The sequence below is a fragment of the Streptomyces sp. FH025 genome (genome assembly GCF_017427025.1).
GTDB lineage: Bacteria > Actinomycetota > Actinomycetes > Streptomycetales > Streptomycetaceae > Kitasatospora.
This window is the reverse complement of sequence record NZ_JAFLNG010000009.1, coordinates 1-16,505: the sequence shown is the minus strand read 5'-3', so window position 1 is coordinate 16,505 and position 16,505 is coordinate 1. Positions and strand designations below refer to the sequence as shown.

Sequence of the window (16,505 nt, the reverse complement as noted above, 5' to 3'; positions counted from 1 at the left end):
CGCCGTGCGGTGATCGCCGATGTCCGGCGGGCCCGTGCGACGCCTACGGCAGCACGGTGCGCAACTCCCGCCGTGAGCCGATGCCGAGCTTGGTGAACACCTTGCGCAGGTGCCACTCGACCGTACGGGCACTGAGGAAGAGCTCGGCGCCGATCTCCGCGTTCGAACGGCCGTCCCGTGCGCGCCTGGCGATCCGGCTCTCCTGCTCCGTCAGCTCGACCGCCCGTTGCGCGGCAGGCGGCGACACCGAGACTCCGCACTCGGCGAGTTCACGGCGGGTGCGTTCGGCGAACGCTTCGGCGCCGATCTCCACGAACATGTCGTGCGCCGCGCTCAGCTGCCCGCGGGCGTCCGGCTGGCGGCCCTGCCGACGCAGCCATTCGCCGTGGAGCAGATGGGCCCGGGCCAGCGCGACCGCGCCGCGGCTGCGCCCGAGCCGGTCGATCGCCTCGCGGTAGAGCCCGTCGGCCGCGGAGCCTTCGCTGATCAGGGCGCGCGAACGTGCCTCGGTTCCCAGGCTCCACTCCGTCGCGCTGGGCGTGGTGGTGCGGACGAGCCGTTCCACGGCCCGTTCCGCCAGGGCCCGGTCGCCGCAGCGGACCGCCGCCTCGACCAGCTCACTCAGGGCCCAGGAGGCGAACGCGGTCTCTGCGGGGTTCGCGGCCGCCGACGCGGCGGCGTCCCTGGCCTCGGCGAAGCGGCCGAGACCGTTGTGCAGGACGGCGTTCGTGTAGTTGATCAGAGTGACCCCGAGGCCCTCGCCTCGTTCGACCGCGGTGCTCTCGGCGGCCCGGATCAGATCGCGGGCCCGAGCCTGGCCGCGCCAGGCGGCCACCGCCGCGGCGTCGTAAGCGGGGCGGGCGATTCCCGTCGCCTCGGCAACGACCTCGGACTCTTCGAGCAGGTCGGCCGCCGCCCGGAACTGGCCGGCGTGCAGATGAGCGGCGATCCGCTGGGTCAACACGACCGGCAACATGGTCAGCGCGCCGTTGGCCCGGGTACTGCGGACGTTCAGCTCGGTGAGCGCCTCCCACGCCTCGTCGTCCCAGACCTCGTACGCACCGTGGGTGGCGACGACGAGCCAGCGCGTCCCCTCCTCCAGCGACAGCCCGTCGTGGCGGAACGCGTCCAGGGCGCGCCGCACCAGCGGGGTCCCCTTGGCATGGCCTTCGGTGAACAGCACGGCGTACGCGTCGAGCAGGAGGTCCTGCGGACGCGGCGGCCGGCCCGGTGGAGGCGCCGTTGCCGCGGCAACGGCCACACGCGACACGGTCGCGCTGTCGGCGTAGCGGCCGGCCAGCAGCGCGTAGGTGATGGAGTCCAGGTAGGTCTCGCGGGACAGGACCGGGTCGAGCCGCTCCAACCGCTGTGCCGTGTCCAGCAACAACCCGGGGGCCTGGGCGGTGTCTCCGGCGGCGAACGCCAGGTACCCCCTCAACTGACCGACGTGGGCCGATCGCAGCTCGTCGTGCGGGCCGGACTCCACCCTGTCGAGCAGGGCCCGTGCCCCCTCCGGAGCACCCGCGTGGTACTTGTCCCTGGCGGCGGCGAGTTCGCGCTCGGCGCGCAGCGCCGGGTCCGCCGTCAGCTCGGCCGCGCGCTCCAGGAACGCGGCCGCCGCGGCCAGTCCGCCACGGGACTGCGCCCGGTCCGCCGATGCCTCCAACTCCGCTGCCACCGCCTCGTCGTGGTGCTCGGTAGCGTGGGCGAGGTGCCAGGCACGGCGGTCCTGATCCGCTTCCTGCGACATCGCCCCGGCGAGGGCCCGGTGGACCCGGCGCCGGGCGTCCGCCGTGGCCGCGCGGTACACGGCGGAGCGCACCAGCGGATGGCGGAACGCGACCCGAACTCCGATCGTGATCAACTCCGCCGCTTCAGCAGCGCTCCCGGCCCGCGGACTCAGCCCGAGGGCCGCGGCGGCCCGCCAGATCAGCACCGGATCGCCGGCCGAGTCGGCAGCCGCGAGCAGCAGCAGTTCCCGGGAATCGGCGGGCAGTTCGGCGGTCCGGCGCCGGAAGCTCTCCTCGATCCGTGCCGACAGTGCGGCGGCTTCGAGCAGGCCGAATCCGCCGGCGAGCCGGTCGGGCGAGGCGAGCGAAAGCTCCCGCAACGCCAGTGGGTTGCCCCGGGCCTCGGCGAGGATCGCGGAGCGGACACCGCCGTCGAGTGGCCAGCGCACCACGGAGTCCAACAGCTGCTGCGCGGCGTCCGGGTCGAGGCCCTGAACCGTCAACTCGCCCAGGCCGCGCATACTGGCGACCGGCTCACGGGTCGCGATCAGCATGAGGACCGCCTCGGCCCGAAGCCGACGCGCCACGAAGGCCACCACCTGGGCCGAGGCGTCGTCGAGCCAGTGCGCGTCGTCCACCACGCACAGCAGCGGCTGTCCGCGCCCCGCCTCGGCGAGCAGATTGAGTACTCCGAGGCCGACGAGGAAGGGGCTCGGCGCATCCCCGTTCCGCAGGCCGAACACAGTGGCCAGCGCCTCGGCCTGGGGCGTGGGGAGACGGTCGACCCCGTCCAGCAACGGGAGGCACAGCTGGTGCAGGGCGGCGTAGGGCAGGTCCACTTCGGACTCGACCCCGGCGACTCGCAGGATCCGTGCGTCCGCACCGGTCCGCAGGGCGTGGTCGAGCAGGGCGGTCTTCCCGACACCGGCCTCGCCCAGCACGACGAGAACGTCGCTACGACCGTCCCGCATGGCCTTCAGCAGGGCGTCCAGTCGCGCGCACTCCGTGCGCCGTCCGAACAGCGTCGGATCCTCCCTGCGGTCGATACGCGGGCGTGACGGCGGGGCGGCCCGGCCGGAGGCGAGGACAGGAGAGTGCGGCATGACTGTGTTCGGGGAGAGCCTGCCGAGCGACGCGCTCGATCGCAGGTGAGGTGAACGGGAGGACGAAGCGACGCCGAGCAGCGGACTGTCGATCAGAACGCCTTCGGGGCACGGCGGCTCAGTGCGGGATGTCGTCGTCGCTCACCATGTCGAACTCCTTCTTCGGGGCGTCGGAAAGGCTACACGATCGCGTGATCAGGCACCGGATCTCTCTCGGAGACCGGATCTCTCGCGGAGAGGGACGAGCCGGGAGGGCGGAGGGCGTGGACCGGATCCGTCCTCCCGGCTCTCGGTGGCGCAGGTGTGCCGCCGGATCAGAGGGTGGCGCGGGCGGCCTCGGATCGTCCTATTGGACACTTGGTCCAGATTGGATATAGCGTCCAACGCATGGGGAGTCTTGATGAGTGCATGGATCCGCGAGTGCAGAGTCCTGGTGATGACGGGTGCATGGAGTTTGAACTGGTCGAGGTATTCGGGAATGAGCCGCTGACCGGAGGGCCACTCGGAGTGGTCATGTGCGGTGCGGCATGTGACGATGCGCTGATGCAGCGCCTGGCGGCCCGCCTGGCCATGCCGGAGACCGTCTTCCTGCGCGGCGGTGGTGGGGGAGAGGTGGAGGTGCGGATCTTCACCCCCTATGTCGAGTTGGACTTCGCAGGTCATCCCCTTGTGGGAGCAGCCGCAGTGGCGGTGCGGCAGGGCCTGGCCCGGCCCGGCCGGGTAGCGCTGCGCACTCGGAGCGGAATCGTTCACGCGCAGGTGGGATCGGCGGGGGAAAGCGCGGTATTGGAGGAACGGGCCTGTCAGGTGAGCTCACCTGTCGCTTCGGAGTCCGTATGTGAAGCGGTTGGGCTTGCTCCGGACGCGGCGGTGGGGCCCGTGAGATTGGCATCGGCCGGACTCGGGTTCGCCTGCCTCCCCGTGAGCGCCGCCGATCTGGAGTCGGCCGAGGCTCTGCCGCACAAGGTTGCGGCGCTCGCCGAGAGGGTGCCCGGGCTGGCCGGCGTTTTCGGGGTGGCGGTGTTCGTTCCGCAATTGCCTGAAATCCGCGCTCGGGTCTTTGTTCCCGAGCCGGTTTGCGCGGAAGACCCGGCCACGGGCTCGGCCGCGCTGGCAATGGCCGGATGGCTTGCGCACAGTGGGCCGATTGGCGAGCCCCTGGTGTTCGAGATCGTCCAGGGAACCGCCGAACTCGGCTTCTCCAGATTGCGAGTGGAAGTCCGCAGGAATGCTGATGGAGGCGTATTCGCAAGCGTCGGTGGCGGGGTGCGCACCTTGCTGAAAGGGCAGCTCATGATGGGCGAGAAGGTCGACCGGACCTGAGAATGGAGACCTCCTGGGACTCCTTGGACCCGAACGCCTTGTCGCCAGTGCCGCGTCATGCCTGACCTGCCGTGCTCAGAGGCCCAGATCCGCTGCCAGGCAGGAGAACCTGACCGCCAGCGCGTCGGGGTCATGGGCGTCCACCGCCTGATATGCCGGCGGCACCGCCTTCTCCTCGACCATGTCCTCGAAGGGGACACGTTCCGGGAGCGCGCCGAATCGGGCCTTGCGGATCTCCGCCGCCTGTTCGTGCGTGCCGGGATCGGGATCACTCACGTTCGTACCTCCATGTGGTCGACACGCTTGTGGGTCACAGATGGTCGGCGTCCACCACGGCCTGGGCGAACGCCGTCGGCGCCTCCTGCGGCGCGTTGTGGCCGATGCCGGTGAGCACGCGGTGCTCGTACCGGCCGGTGAAGAACTTCCGGTACCCGGTGCCGTCGGTCGTGGCCAGGAACGGGTCGAGGGCGGGGTCCAGGGCGACGGTCGGCACGGTGATGGCCGGCCGGGCCGCGAGCAGCTGCTCGTAGCGGTCGTAGCGGCGCTCGCCGTCGGCCAGGCCCAGGCGCCAGCGGTAGTTGTGGATCACGATGGCGGCGTAGTCGGGGTTCTCGAACGCCGCGGCGGTGCGCTCGAAGGTGGCGTCGTCGAACTTCCAGGTCGGGGACACCTCGTCCCACACCAGCCGGCACAGGTCGTGCCGGTTCTGCCTGGTCTCCATGGCGACGCGGCCGCGGTCGGTGGCGAAGTAGTACTGGTACCACCAGGTGTGCTCGGCCTTCGGCGGCAGCGGGTTCTTCTGCGAAGGGATGTTGACGATGAGGTAACCGCTCACCGCCACCAGGGCCTTGACCCGCTCCGGCCACAGCGCCGCGATGGTGCCGGCGGCCCGCGAGCCCCAGTCGAAGCCTGCCAGCACCGCCTCGTGGATCTTCAGGGCGTCCATCAGGGCGACGATGTCGAGGGCGATCGCGGACTGCTGCCCGGTGCGGACGGTCGTCGGGGACAGGAAGGTCGTGGTGCCGTGGCCCCGCAGGTACGGCACGATCACCCGGTAGCCGGCGTCCGCCAGCAGTGGCGCCACGTCGACATAGCTGTGGATGTCGTAGGGCCAGCCGTGCAGGCAGATGACCACGGGCCCGTGCTTCGGCCCGGCCTCGGCGTAGCCGATGTCGAGCACGCCGGCCTGGACCCGCTTCAGGTCGGTGAACGTGGTGTGGGTGCCCGGGGCGATGGCCGGGATGACCGGGGCCGGGCGGCCGGACCGGTCGGACCCGGCCGCGAAGGCGGCGGGCGCGTTCGATGCCGCGCCGACCGACACAGCCGTGGCGCCCACGCCGAGACCGACCGCTTTGGTGAAGGTACGCCTGTTGATCATGTCTGATCCTTCCTGGAGACCCGCTGATGCCTCCACTGTTCTTCGGTCACCGGCCCGACGCATCGGTCACATGACGTCGAGACGCACGAAGTCGCGGACGCGCGCGCGGACGCACGAAGGACCTGTCGGGCCGCCAGATTCAGTCATTCGACTGTTTCCGCCGTCCTACCGCCTGGTGATCCTCGAAGGAGCGCCGCGATGCCGGCGGATCGTCGTGTGTGCAATCGGAAGGTCTGGCCGTGAAGCAAACCCCCGTCGTCCTCATCCACGGTGCGTGGTTCCACATGTCCTCCTGGGAGGGCTGGGCCGAACGGTTCACCGCGCACGGTTACGCGGTGTGCGTTCCGGGCTGGCCCGGCGAAGCCCCCACCGCGGACCAGGTCCGCCGCGATCCCGGCCCGCTGGGCGACCTCGGGCTCGCCGCGCTGACGGCCCACTACGAGGAGATCGTGCGTTCCTTCGACAACCCGCCGGTGCTCATCGGGCATTCGGCCGGCGGCCTCATCGCCCAGCACCTCCTCGCGGCCGACCTCGGCCGCGCCGCCGTCGCCCTCGCGCCGTTGCCGGCCGGCGGTGTGCCGCTGGACGACGGCCGGCCCCGGCCGTGGTCGCTGATGTCGGCCGGCCCGACCCGGCACCCGGGCTTCGAGCTGCTGCCGCGCGCCCGGTTCAGACACGTCGTCGTCAACGCGGTCGGAGAGGAGGAGGCCGCGAAGCTCTTCGACCGGTACGCCGTCCCGGCCCCGCTCCGGCTGCTCGCGGACCTCGGGCTCGACCGCACCGCCGCCGGGCCGGCCGACACCGTCGTGGACACGGCCAATTCGGCGCGCGGGCCGCTCCTGCTCGTGTCCGGCCAGGAGGACCGGATCGTCCCGGACGCCGTGACCCGCTCGGTCTACAAGCTCTACGGCGACTCCTGTGCCGTGACCGATCTGAAGCAGTTCGCCGATCGGGGGCACTCCCTGGTGTTCGACAGTGGCTGGCGCTCGGTCGCCGACCACGTCCTCGTCTGGCTGGCCGCCAACGGCGTCGAGGCCGTGACCGCGCAGGACTGAACGCGGGCATCAGACCTGCGCCACGTCGGTCCGGCCCAGCGCGTCAGTCCGGCTCAGCGCGTCGCGCAGCGCCGCCCGGGCCGTGATGCCCAGCTTGGGGAAGACGCGGTACAGGTGCGAGCTGACGGTACGCGGCGACAGGTGCATCCGCTCGCCGATCTCCTTGTTCGTCAGGCCGCCGGCGGCCAGCTCGGCGATGCGGCGTTCCTGCCAGGTCAGCGAGGCCAGGTTCGGCGTCGAGGCGCGGGGTGGGGCCCCGGTGGCGCGCAGTTCGGCCCGGGCCCGCTCGGTCCAGCCGGCCGCACCGAGCCGCTCGAACGCCTCGGCCGCCGGGACCACGTACCGCCGCGCCGCCGTCGGGCCCTGGACGTGGCGCACCCGGATGCCGTGCGCGAGCCGGATCCGGGCCAGCTCGAACGGGAAGCGGGCGGCGTCCGGGTGGGATTCGGCCCGCGCGAACATCTCGGCGGCCTCCCGTTCGTTCTCGGCGGTCATCGCCAGCGCGCCGTGGGTGATCAGCCCCAGGCGGGGCGACACGGACGGCAGGCCGGCGTCGCGGGCGGCGAGGGCGTGTGCCCGGGCCTGCTCGACGCGTCCGGTGTGCTGGGCGGCCTCGACGAGATCGAGCAGAGTGCGCGAGGCCTGGTAGGCGTAGGGCCGGAAGGTGCCCGGCTGGGTGATGCCGATGGCGTAGAGGTAGGCGGTCTCGTAGTCGCCGGAGCTCAGCGCGGCGGTCGCGCCGGCCGAGTCGGCGACCTGGGTCAGGAAGCCCAGTCCGCGCGGGCGGGCCCAGGCGTCCACCTCGGCCTGGAGGTCCCGCGCCTGCCCGAATTGCCCGCGCAGCGCGGCGAGCTGGGCCAGGTACGCGCGGCTCTGGGCGGCGAACAGATGGTGGCCGTGCTCGGTGGCCAGGTCCAGGCCGCGCTGTCCGGTCTCCTCGGCCTGGGCCCACTCGCCGACCGTCATCTGGTCGAGCATGATCTGGTGCAGCATGACCATGCCGGTGGCCACGGCTCCGGTCTCCAGCTCGCGGTCCACCACCCGCTGGAGGTGGGGGCGGTAGTGGCTCAGGATGTCGAGGTGGTAGGCGGCCGTGGCGTGCCGAGTGATGTCCCAGGGGTCCAGGTCCGACAGGTCCGCGGCGGTCCGGCGCAGCGGCTCGGCCCAGCCCGCTCCGTGCCTGGTCACGTCGCTCCAGGTGCCGCTGTAGAGGCGGACGCGTTCGGTGACCAGGGCGCCGAGCGAGTCGAGGAGCGCGCGGGTGCTCTCCCAGACCGCGCGGTCCCCGCTGTACTGGCTGATCGCCAGGAGCAGGATCACCAGCCGGGTGAGGACCTCCTCCGGCTCGGCCGAGCCGGAGGCCGTCCCGGCGTCCCGCAGCTTCTCGATCGCGGCCGAGACCTGCCGGTGGGTGGAGCGGACGTCCCCGTCCTGGTAGAGCGCCTGGTAGGCGGCCGCCAGCACCGAGGCCGGCGACTCCGCCGAACCGGGCGCGAGGTCCGCCTGGACCAGTCGGTGCGCCTGGCCGAGGCGGGCGGCGTGAGCGGCGACGAAGGCCGCGTCGGCCAGCCGCCGGGAGCGGCCGGTGCGGTTCTCGCTGAGCTCGGCGGCCCGCGTCAGCCAGGCCACGGCGGCCAGCGCGCCGCCGCGCCGGGTCGCCGACTCGGCCGCGGCCTCCAGGACGCCGGCGACGTCCTCGTCCGGATCGACCGTGGCCGCCGCCAGGTGCGTCGCCCGGCGTTCGAGGTTCTCCCGGTGGACGTGCGCCAGCGCCAGGTGCGCGGCGCGGCGCTGGTTGGGAGTGGCCATCTGCACGACGGCGGAACGCACCAGCGGGTGGCGGAAGACGAGGTCGCCGGTGACCACGTCGATGTCCAGCAGCCCGGCGGCCACCGCCGGGTCGGCGTCGCGCATCCGGTAGCGGGTGCCGGGGACGGTGTCGGTGCCGCTCGGGGTTCCGGCGCCGTCGAGCGCGCCCCTCAGCAGTTCGGAGCGGACGGGCTCGGCGAGGCCGGCGATGCGGGCGCCGTACAGCCGTTGCAGCCGCCGGGGCAGCGGTACGCCGTGCTGGGCGATCAGCTCCTCGGCCGGGAGGTCGCCCGTCCGGCCGGCGAGGTGGGCGGGCAGCTCCAGCAGGGCCAGCGGGTTGCCCCGGGCCTGCTCCAGGACGGTTCGGCGGACCTGTCGGCTCAGATGCGGGTACCGGTGGTCCAGCAGGCGTGCCGCGTCCTCGTCGGCGAGGGCGGCGATCGGCAGTTCGGGCAGTGCGGCGGTGTCGAAGCGCGACGTGAGGTCGGTGCGGACCGCGACCAGCATCTTCGCCGGGCTGCCGGCCAGGCGCCGGCCCACGAAGCCGCAGACGTCGGCGCTGGAGTCGTCCAGCCACTGCCCGTCGTCGAGGACCAGCAGCAGCGGCCGCTGCGCGGCGGAGAGCGACAGCAGGCTGAGAACGGCGATGCCGAGCGTCATGACCGACGGCGGATCGCCCGGCACTCCGCGGAACACGGCGTCGAACACCGCCCGGGTCCCGTCGTCCAGCCGCGCGACGTCGGCGAGCAGCGGATGGAGGAACTGGTGCAGCCCGGCATAGGGCAGCTCGGACTCCGCCTCGACACCGGCGGCCCGGATGACGACGTGTCCCTCCTGCTCCGCGAGCGCGGCGGCGTGGCCCAGCAGCGAACTCTTGCCGACCCCCGTCTCCCCCCGCAGGACGAGCGCCTGGCCCGTGGCGGACTTCACGAACGCCACGAGCTCCGCCTGCTCGTCCTCGCGGCCCACCATCGCCGTGGTGACGCCCCATCGCCGCAACCCGGTCATGTCCCCCTACCCCTTCCTGATTTCGCTCTCACCGCGCGGCAGCTCCGTCAGCGCCAGCGGGTTGCCGCGTGCTTCGGCGACGATCGCGTCCCGCACGCGGGGGTGCACCGGACCGGGCAGCACCGAGTCGAGCAACGCCCGGGCGTCGTCGTCGCGGAGCCCGTCCACCTGTAGTTCCGGCAGGCCGGCAAGGAGTCCGGTGTTGGTCGGCGTGCGGGCCGACGCCGAGGTGGACACGGCGAAGACCAGGGCCACGGACTCGGCGTCGAGCCGACGGGCGACGAACGCGAGGACGACCGCGGAGATCCCGTCGATCCACTGCGCGTCGTCCACGACACAGACCAGCGGCTCGTCAGCGGCGGCTTCGGCGAACAGCCCCAGCACGGCCAGTCCGGTCAGCAGCCAGTCGGGCGATTCGCCATCGCTCGGTCCGAGCTCCATCCCCATCCCCAGCTCCAGCGCCGTCGCCAGAGCGGCTCGCTGCGTCGCCGGCAACCGGTCCAGATGGTCCAGCAGCGGAGCGCACGTCTGCCGGAGAGCCGAGTACGCGATCTCGGGGTCGGTTTCCACCCCGACCGTGCGGACGACGCGGCCCGCCGGGGCGCGGCCCGCCAGATAGGTGAGCAGGGCGGTCTTGCCGACGCCGGACTCCCCGCGCAGGACCAGCACGCGGCTGTGTCCGCGGCGCAGGTCGAGCAACAGCTCATCGAGTACTTCCTGTTCACGGGCGCGTCCGCGCAGCGGCGGCGACAACGGATTCCCCGTCACGTCCGGCCCGTCCTTGCCAACAGGCTCCACCCTCGTCAGCTCCTTCGCCGCAATGGAAGCCGGTCGGCGTCCACCGATCACGATCCCGGAACCACGGGCCCGTCGAGCCAGTGTCGAACCCTGGCCAGTACCCGGGCCGGGGGCGACCAGTGTCCGGCACGGGCTCGACGGGCCGCCGCCACCAGCGAGTTTGAGGACAGCCGTTCAGGACACCGACGTAAGGAGACCCCACGATGCCTGTCAACTACACCGCCACGGTCGAAGTCACCGGCGAGGGCCGCAACGGCGGCACCGCCCGCTCCACCGACGGGCTGCTCGAGCACCGCCTGTCCATCCCCAAGGAACTGGGCGGAGCCGGCGGCGCCACCAACCCGGAACAGCTCTTCGCCGCGGGCTGGGCCGCCTGCTTCCTCGGTGCTCTCCGCCGCGCCGCCGCCCAGCGCAAGATCAGGCTGACCAGCACCGAGATCACCGCCGAGGTCACCCTCCACCACGGCGACGACGGCGAGTTCTCGCTCCTGGCCACGCTGACCCCGCGTCTCGGCGGCGTCGACCAGCGCACCGCCGAGGAACTCGCCGAGGCCGCCCACCGGATCTGCCCCTACTCCAAGGCGACCCGGGGCAACATCCCCGTCACCATCAACGCCACCGCCGTCTGAGCGCCTGCGACGTCAGAGTGCGCCTCCGTCTGCCCACGCACGCGCGGACAGACGGAGGCGCACTCTCAGGAAGGAACGGATACGCCGGAAACAGGACGAGAACCACGGTCGGCGGCGACGTACCGAGCGCAGCAAGAGCACCGTGTTCAACGCTTCGTCAGGATGTCCTGCACGGGGCGCCAGGAGGCCGCCTGGCCGCCTACGGTGAAACGGGCTGAGCCCGAGAGACGAACGTCATTTGACTGATGCCCCGCACTCGGTCCGCGCGTCAGGGTTTGGGGAGCGGACCGGGGAGTCTCCGGCACGGAACCTTTCCACGTCCCGACGACCAGTCAGCACCGAGAGGACAGATTTTCTTTCCATGACGCTCATCACCACCCCCTTCGACAAGTGAGCCACGGCAATCGAGGTCCTGTCCGGGGTCGACCTGACCGGCAAGCGCGTGATCGCCGCCCCACCCAGCACCCAGTACTGAACGATTCGAAACGGTCGGAGCCCCCCGTGATCCCGTCGGGTCCCTCACCCAAGCCCGAAATCGAGTACCACCAGCTCGACCAGGCCGCCCCCGACGGCGGCGAGGGCTGCATCGACATCCTCTCCCCGCCGCCCGGAACCGATCCCGAGGACTGCCTCTACGTCGCCCTGCACGTCCACGGTGCGGCCTCCGTCCGACGCGGCGGGGCCAGCACCGTGCTGGTCCCGGGGGACCTGCTGATCGGCACCACCCCGCACCCGGCGGGCCTGTTGCAGGACTCCGAGTGCCGGATGGTTCGCTTCCGGGTCCCCTGCTTCTACCTGGGCGTCCGGCAGAGCGACGTCCGGCGCGCGGGCGGGCTGCTGGCGCGGGCGAGCGAGGGGATCGGCTCGCTCGCCTCCCAGTTCCTCCGCACCCTGGCCACTCAGGCGCGGGCCCACCGGGCCCGGCTGGGCCACCACCTCGCGCGCAGCGCCTCCGACATCATCGCCGTCCTGGTGACCGAGCTGCTCGACCGGGAGAGCCCGGAATACCCGAACGGCACGGCCGAGTTGCTGTCCCGGATCCGCGCCCACATCGAGCAGAACCTCGCCGATCCGGACCTCTCGCCCGAGTCGATCGCCCGGTCGCAGCAGATCTCGGTGCGCTACCTCCACAAGCTCTTCCAGCGGGACGGGATGACCGTGGGCCAGTGGGTGCGGCGGCGCCGGCTGGACGCCTGCCGCCGGGATCTGGGGCGTCCGTCCCATCGGCGGGCCAGTGTGTCCGCCGTCGCGCACCGCTGGGGATTCGTCAGCCACTCCCACTTCAGCCGGTCGTTCCGGGACGCCTTCGGGGTCTCGCCCCGCGAGTGGCAGGCCTACGCCGCACAGACCGACGGCCACAATCCGGCCTCCTGCCCCCGTCACCGCCACCGCCACCCCGTCGACGTCCGGCTGTCCGGCGAGAGCGCCCGCCGTCCCCACCCGTCGACCCGTGGTCCCCGAACGTCCGATGCCGTCCGAAAGACCGCCATGCCCCCACCCGGCACGCCTCCGTGCCCGTCCGCTCAGAGCCCGCGACGAACGACACCGACCGGCTGGTCGAGGTCGGTCACCAGCCAGCCGGTGCGCTCGGTGCCGAACGGGGACGGGACGGGCGTGGTGCAGCCGAAGGTGGACGTCCAACTGGTCACGAGGGCCTGCTCGGTGCCGGGTGTGACGTGGACGTGGGTGGTCTCGTACTGCGGGCCGACGGCGAACTGTTCGTGCGAGCCCGGCGTCGCCGAGGTGCTCTGGATCGCCGTCAGCGTGGCGACCGCCGTCACCAACGGGACGACACGTCAGACGAGTTGAAGCTCCGCGGCCTGGCCGGCCTGGCATGGTTCGCGCCCGGCGCCCGCTTGAGCGGGCGCCGGGCGCGGGTGTGTGGTCGGTACCGCCGTCGCCGTGCGGGCCTGGGGCGGTGGCGGCGGTACCGACGAGGGGACGGACGGCCGCGGTCGGGGGAGCGCGGCCGTCCGGGTCACTTCGCGAGGAAGGCGAGCAGCGCGGTGTTGACTTCCTCGGCGTGGGTCCAGAGCAGGCCGTGCGGGGCGCCCTCGATCTCCACGTACTCGGCGGAGGGCAGGGCCTTGTGGAACGGCCGGGCGGTGTTCTCCACGGGCAGGATGCGGTCGCCGGTGCCGTGGAGGATGAGGGTGGGGACGTCGATGCGCGGGATGTCGGCGCGGAAGTCCGTGTACCAGGTGGTCGGGGCGGCCGAGGCGGCGAAGGAGCCGCCGCTCGCGGCGACGTTCCAGCTGTTGCGGACGGCCTCCTCGCTGATCCGGCTGCCGAGGTTCTCGTCCAGGTTGTAGAAGTCCTGGTAGAAGGCGGTGTAGTAGGCGTACCGGTCGGCCTTCACGGCGGCGACGATGCCGTCGAAGAAGTCCTTCGGGGCGACGCCGTCCGGGTTGTCGTCGGTCTTGAGCAGGAACGGCTCCAGGGAGGCCAGGAAGGCGACCTTGGCGATGCGGGCCGAACCGTAGGTGGACACGTAGCGGGCGACCTCGCCGGTGCCCATCGAGAAGCCGACCAGCACGGCGTCGCGCAGGTCGAGGGTCTCCAGCACGGTGTTGAGGTCGGCGGCGAAGGTGTCGTAGTCGTAGCCGGTGGTCGGCTGCGAGGACTGGCCGAAGCCGCGGCGGTCGTAGGTGATGACCCGGTAGCCGGCGTCGAGCAGCTCGGCGCTCTGCCGCTCCCAGGAGTGCCCGCTCAGCGGGAACCCGTGGATGAGGACGACCGGCTGCCCGGTGCCGTGGTCCTCGTAGTAGAGGTCGATGGAGGTGGAGTTCTCCTGGCCAACGGTGATGAACGGCATGGGGTTTCCCTATCTTTCGGACAGCGTGTGGGCTGCGATGGGTCACACGCTAGGGGCGGCCGCCGCCGGCTTGTTGCCTCGGAGGGAACCCGTTCTCGTCCGAGAGCGCCGAATGCGGGCGGAGCCGTGCACGGAGGCCGTGGTTTGTGTTGTTCTCCGGACCGTGACCGGACCGCAATGGCCGACCGAAGCGGTCACCGCGGACATGCGCTCGCGCGTACCGTGCACGCCCAGGCCCGTAGCGCAGGGTCTCGCGGCCGATGCGGACGTTCCGTGCCCGAACCCCGAGCGGGCGGTGGACCGTCCGCGGCCGAGGTCTCGGGCACCGGGCATCCGGTGGTCGCAACGGAACGGTGCGTCAGAGCATGCGGAGTGCAACCTCGGAGGGTGATCCGGGCTCGACGGGGTACAGGCCGAGGGTCTGGTGCGGGGCGCCGGCGGGTGTGAACGCCTCGAAGCCGAGGGTGAGTTCGCCGACGACGGGGTGGCGGTAGCGCTTGGTGCCGTAGGTGGGCCGGTACACGTTCTGGTCGTTCCAGAGGCGGCGGAAGTCGGGGTCGGCGGTCAGGTCGTCGACGAGGCGGGCGAGGTGCTCGTCCTGCGGGTTGCGGCCGGCGTGGAGGCGCAGCATGCCGACGTTCTCGCGGGCGGTCTCGGCCCAGTCGGCGTACAGCTCGCGGGCGGCGGTGTCGAGGAACATGAAGCGGGCCATGTTCCATGCACCCGGCGGCAGTTGGTCGAAGCTCGGGTAGAAGGTGCGGGCCAGCCGGTTCATGGCCAGGACGTCGAGGCGGTGGTCGAGGATCAGGGCGGGGATGCCGGTGATGTTGTCGAGGGCGTGGAGCAGGCCGGGGCGTACCGTTTCGGGCGCTTGCCGGGGCTGTCGTCGGGCGGGTCTGGCGAGGGCGAAGAGGTGGTCGCGTTCGGCCGGGTCCAGTTTCAGGGCGCGGGCCACGGCGTCCAGGACGGCGGCGGAGGCGTGCGGGTTGCGGCCGCGTTCGAGGCGTACGTAGTAGTCGACGCTCACTCCGGCGAGCTGGGCGACCTCCTCGCGGCGCAGGCCGGGGACGCGGCGGATCCCGGGAGGGCGGGGCAGGCCCGCGGCCTCGGGGGTGACGCGGGCGCGGCGGGAGCGCAGGAAGTCCCGCAGGTCACTGTCGGTCATGGCTGGCGAGACTAGCGGACCCGCCAGGCCTGTGGGGGCAGGCCGGGCGCCTGCGCCCCGGGGGCCCTGAGGGGGGTAAGCCGTACCCCCCGTACGCCGTGCCCAGGGTTCGGTTCCCGTCTGCCGCGGGCTTCGCGGCGGTGGTGATCTGGATGCGTCGCAACCGACACCCACCTCTTCCGGGACCTCGAAGGGAACGAGTCATGAGCACATCCAAGATCGTCCTGATCACCGGAGCCTCCAGCGGTATCGGCGAGGCCACCGCCCGCAGGCTGGCCGCGTCCGGGCACCACGTCGTCCTCGGCGCCCGCCGGGTGGAGCGCCTCGCCCGGCTGGCGGCCGAGTTGAAGGAGGCCGGGTACGAGGCGGAGTACGCGGAGCTGGACGTCACCGACCTCGACAGCGTGCGCGGCGTCGTCGACGACGTGCTCGCCCGGCACGGCCGGCTCGACGTCCTGGTCAACAACGCGGGCATCATGCCGCTGTCCCTGGTCGAGGAGCTCCGGGTCGACGAGTGGAACCGGATGATCGACGTGAACCTGCGCGGTGTGCTGCACGGCATCGCGGCCGTCCTGCCGTCGATGCGCGAGCGTCGCCGCGGGCAGATCGTCAACGTCGCCTCCACCGCCGCCCAGCGGGTCGACCCCACGGGCGTCGTGTACTCCGCGACGAAGTACGCCGTGCGTGCCGTCTCCGAAGGGCTGCGCCAGGAGACCCCCGACATCCGCGTCACCGTCGTCTGCCCCGGTCTCACCCGCACCGAGCTCACCCACTCCGGAGGCACGGACCGGTACCAGGACGCGATCCGCGACGCGCTCGACGGGGTCGGGCTCGACGCCTCGGCCATCGCGGACGCCATCGGCTACGCGGTCGACCAGCCCGACGGCGTCGACGTCAACGAACTCGTCGTCCGCTCCACGGCCTCGCTCCAGGGCTGAGCCCACCCCACACGCACCGGCACGCAGGAAGGTAAACAGGACCATGACACAGCAGTTCGCGGGGAAGACCGTACTGATCACCGGAGGAGGCAGCGGGATCGGCCGGGCCAGTGCCCTGGCGTTCGCGGCCGAAGGCGCGATCGTGACCGTCGTCGGCCGCACCGAGGAGCCCCTGAAGGAGACCGTGCGCCTCGCCGAGGCCATCGGCGGCACCGCCCGGTACGTCCTGGCCGACGTCACCCGGGAGGACGCCGTGGAGCAGGCGGTCGCGGCGGCGGCCGAGGGCACCGGCCGGCTCGACATCGCGCTCAACAACGCCGGCTACGACGGCGAGTTCCAGAACACCTGGGAGTACGACGTCGACATGCTCGACCGGATGCTCGCTACCAACACGCGCGGCGCGTTCCTGTCGATGAAGCACGAGCTGAAGCGCATGGTCGAGCAGGGCTCCGGCGTCATCGTGAACATGGCCTCCGGCGCCGGTCTCGTCGGCGTCACCGGCTTCTCCGGCTACACCGCCACCAAGGCGGCCGTGATCTCCATGACCAAGAGCACCGCCCTGGAGGCCGCGCCGCACGGCATCCGCGTCAACGCCGTCGCACCCGGCCTGGTCGAGACCCCGATGATCGCGGCCATGGACCCGGACACCGAGCCCATGAAGTCGATCGTCGCCGCGCACCCGATGGGCCGCATCGCCCGCGCCGAGGAGATCGCCGACGCCGTCGTCTGGCTCAGCTCCGCGCGATCAAGCTTC

The 16,505-nt window shown here is 72.1% G+C and carries 13 protein-coding genes; 6 read left to right on the top strand and 7 right to left on the bottom strand.

Annotated features, from left to right (window positions below; genetic code table 11):
• Positions 1-43: 43 nt before the first annotated feature.
• Positions 44-2,833: an AAA family ATPase gene (locus tag J0670_RS01335; protein WP_207808757.1), complete on the bottom strand. Its 2,790-nt coding sequence runs from the start codon at positions 2,831-2,833 to the stop codon at positions 44-46.
• Positions 2,834-3,280: 447 nt separating this feature from the next.
• On the opposite strand from J0670_RS01335, the gene J0670_RS01330 reads away from it, so the two are divergent.
• Positions 3,281-4,156, top strand: a complete 876-nt coding sequence (locus J0670_RS01330) for a PhzF family phenazine biosynthesis protein (protein WP_207808756.1) — start codon at positions 3,281-3,283, stop codon at positions 4,154-4,156.
• Positions 4,157-4,231: 75 nt separating this feature from the next.
• Here the strand turns inward: J0670_RS01330 and J0670_RS01325 are convergent, their stop codons facing one another.
• On the bottom strand, positions 4,232-4,432 hold the full coding sequence (locus J0670_RS01325) for a hypothetical protein (protein ID WP_207808755.1): 201 nt from the start codon (positions 4,430-4,432) through the stop codon (positions 4,232-4,234).
• A 34-nt stretch (positions 4,433-4,466) separates the two neighbouring features.
• Positions 4,467-5,534, bottom strand: coding sequence for an alpha/beta fold hydrolase (locus tag J0670_RS01320; protein ID WP_207808754.1), 1,068 nt, complete (start codon positions 5,532-5,534; stop codon positions 4,467-4,469).
• A gap of 239 nt (positions 5,535-5,773) precedes the next feature.
• On the opposite strand from J0670_RS01320, the gene J0670_RS01315 reads away from it, so the two are divergent.
• Entirely contained in the window at positions 5,774-6,589 is an 816-nt protein-coding gene (locus J0670_RS01315) for an alpha/beta hydrolase (protein ID WP_207808753.1), read from the top strand.
• A 9-nt stretch (positions 6,590-6,598) separates the two neighbouring features.
• Here J0670_RS01315 and J0670_RS01310 read toward each other — a convergent pair whose 3' ends face one another.
• Together J0670_RS01310 and J0670_RS01305 are read right to left on the bottom strand one after the other, a co-directional pair.
• Complete coding sequence (locus J0670_RS01310; protein ID WP_243436350.1) at positions 6,599-9,406, bottom strand: helix-turn-helix transcriptional regulator; 2,808 nt, start codon at positions 9,404-9,406, stop codon at positions 6,599-6,601.
• A 6-nt stretch (positions 9,407-9,412) separates the two neighbouring features.
• Positions 9,413-10,204, bottom strand: coding sequence for an AAA family ATPase (locus J0670_RS01305; protein WP_207808752.1), 792 nt, complete (start codon positions 10,202-10,204; stop codon positions 9,413-9,415).
• A gap of 203 nt (positions 10,205-10,407) precedes the next feature.
• Here J0670_RS01305 and J0670_RS01300 point away from each other — a divergent pair, with 203 nt between their 5' ends.
• A complete protein-coding gene (locus tag J0670_RS01300; RefSeq protein ID WP_207808750.1) occupies positions 10,408-10,833 on the top strand; it encodes an organic hydroperoxide resistance protein in 426 nt (141 codons plus the stop codon).
• Between the two features lie 501 nt (positions 10,834-11,334).
• Entirely contained in the window at positions 11,335-12,642 is a 1,308-nt protein-coding gene (locus J0670_RS38810; protein WP_307806333.1) for a helix-turn-helix domain-containing protein, read from the top strand.
• A gap of 169 nt (positions 12,643-12,811) precedes the next feature.
• Here J0670_RS38810 and J0670_RS01290 read toward each other — a convergent pair whose 3' ends face one another.
• Together J0670_RS01290 and J0670_RS01285 are read right to left on the bottom strand one after the other, a co-directional pair.
• The gene (locus J0670_RS01290) at positions 12,812-13,648 is read right to left on the bottom strand and encodes an alpha/beta fold hydrolase (protein WP_207808749.1); all 837 of its coding nucleotides are present in this window, start codon (positions 13,646-13,648) and stop codon (positions 12,812-12,814) included.
• A gap of 358 nt (positions 13,649-14,006) precedes the next feature.
• Positions 14,007-14,813, bottom strand: a complete 807-nt coding sequence (locus tag J0670_RS01285; protein ID WP_207808747.1) for a helix-turn-helix transcriptional regulator — start codon at positions 14,811-14,813, stop codon at positions 14,007-14,009.
• Between the two features lie 203 nt (positions 14,814-15,016).
• On the opposite strand from J0670_RS01285, the gene J0670_RS01280 reads away from it, so the two are divergent.
• On the top strand, positions 15,017-15,751 hold the full coding sequence (locus tag J0670_RS01280; RefSeq protein WP_243436349.1) for an SDR family oxidoreductase: 735 nt from the start codon (positions 15,017-15,019) through the stop codon (positions 15,749-15,751).
• 43 nt (positions 15,752-15,794) lie between these two features.
• Positions 15,795-16,505 (top strand): SDR family NAD(P)-dependent oxidoreductase (locus J0670_RS01275; RefSeq protein WP_207808743.1); only part of this gene is annotated, 711 nt, incomplete at its 3' end.

Bases quoted from the DNA above. Each gene is read 5' to 3' on its own strand.
- J0670_RS01335 (WP_207808757.1), bottom strand. From the start codon at position 2,833: ATGCCGCACTCTCCTGTCCTCGCCTCCGGCCGGGCCGCCCCGCCGTCA.
- J0670_RS01330 (WP_207808756.1), top strand. From the start codon at position 3,281: ATGGAGTTTGAACTGGTCGAGGTATTCGGGAATGAGCCGCTGACCGGA.
- J0670_RS01320 (WP_207808754.1), bottom strand. From the start codon at position 5,534: ATGATCAACAGGCGTACCTTCACCAAAGCGGTCGGTCTCGGCGTGGGC.
- J0670_RS01310 (WP_243436350.1), bottom strand. From the start codon at position 9,406: ATGACCGGGTTGCGGCGATGGGGCGTCACCACGGCGATGGTGGGCCGC.
- J0670_RS01300 (WP_207808750.1), top strand. From the start codon at position 10,408: ATGCCTGTCAACTACACCGCCACGGTCGAAGTCACCGGCGAGGGCCGC.
- J0670_RS01290 (WP_207808749.1), bottom strand. From the start codon at position 13,648: ATGCCGTTCATCACCGTTGGCCAGGAGAACTCCACCTCCATCGACCTC.
- J0670_RS01285 (WP_207808747.1), bottom strand. From the start codon at position 14,813: ATGACCGACAGTGACCTGCGGGACTTCCTGCGCTCCCGCCGCGCCCGC.
- J0670_RS01280 (WP_243436349.1), top strand. From the start codon at position 15,017: ATGAGCACATCCAAGATCGTCCTGATCACCGGAGCCTCCAGCGGTATC.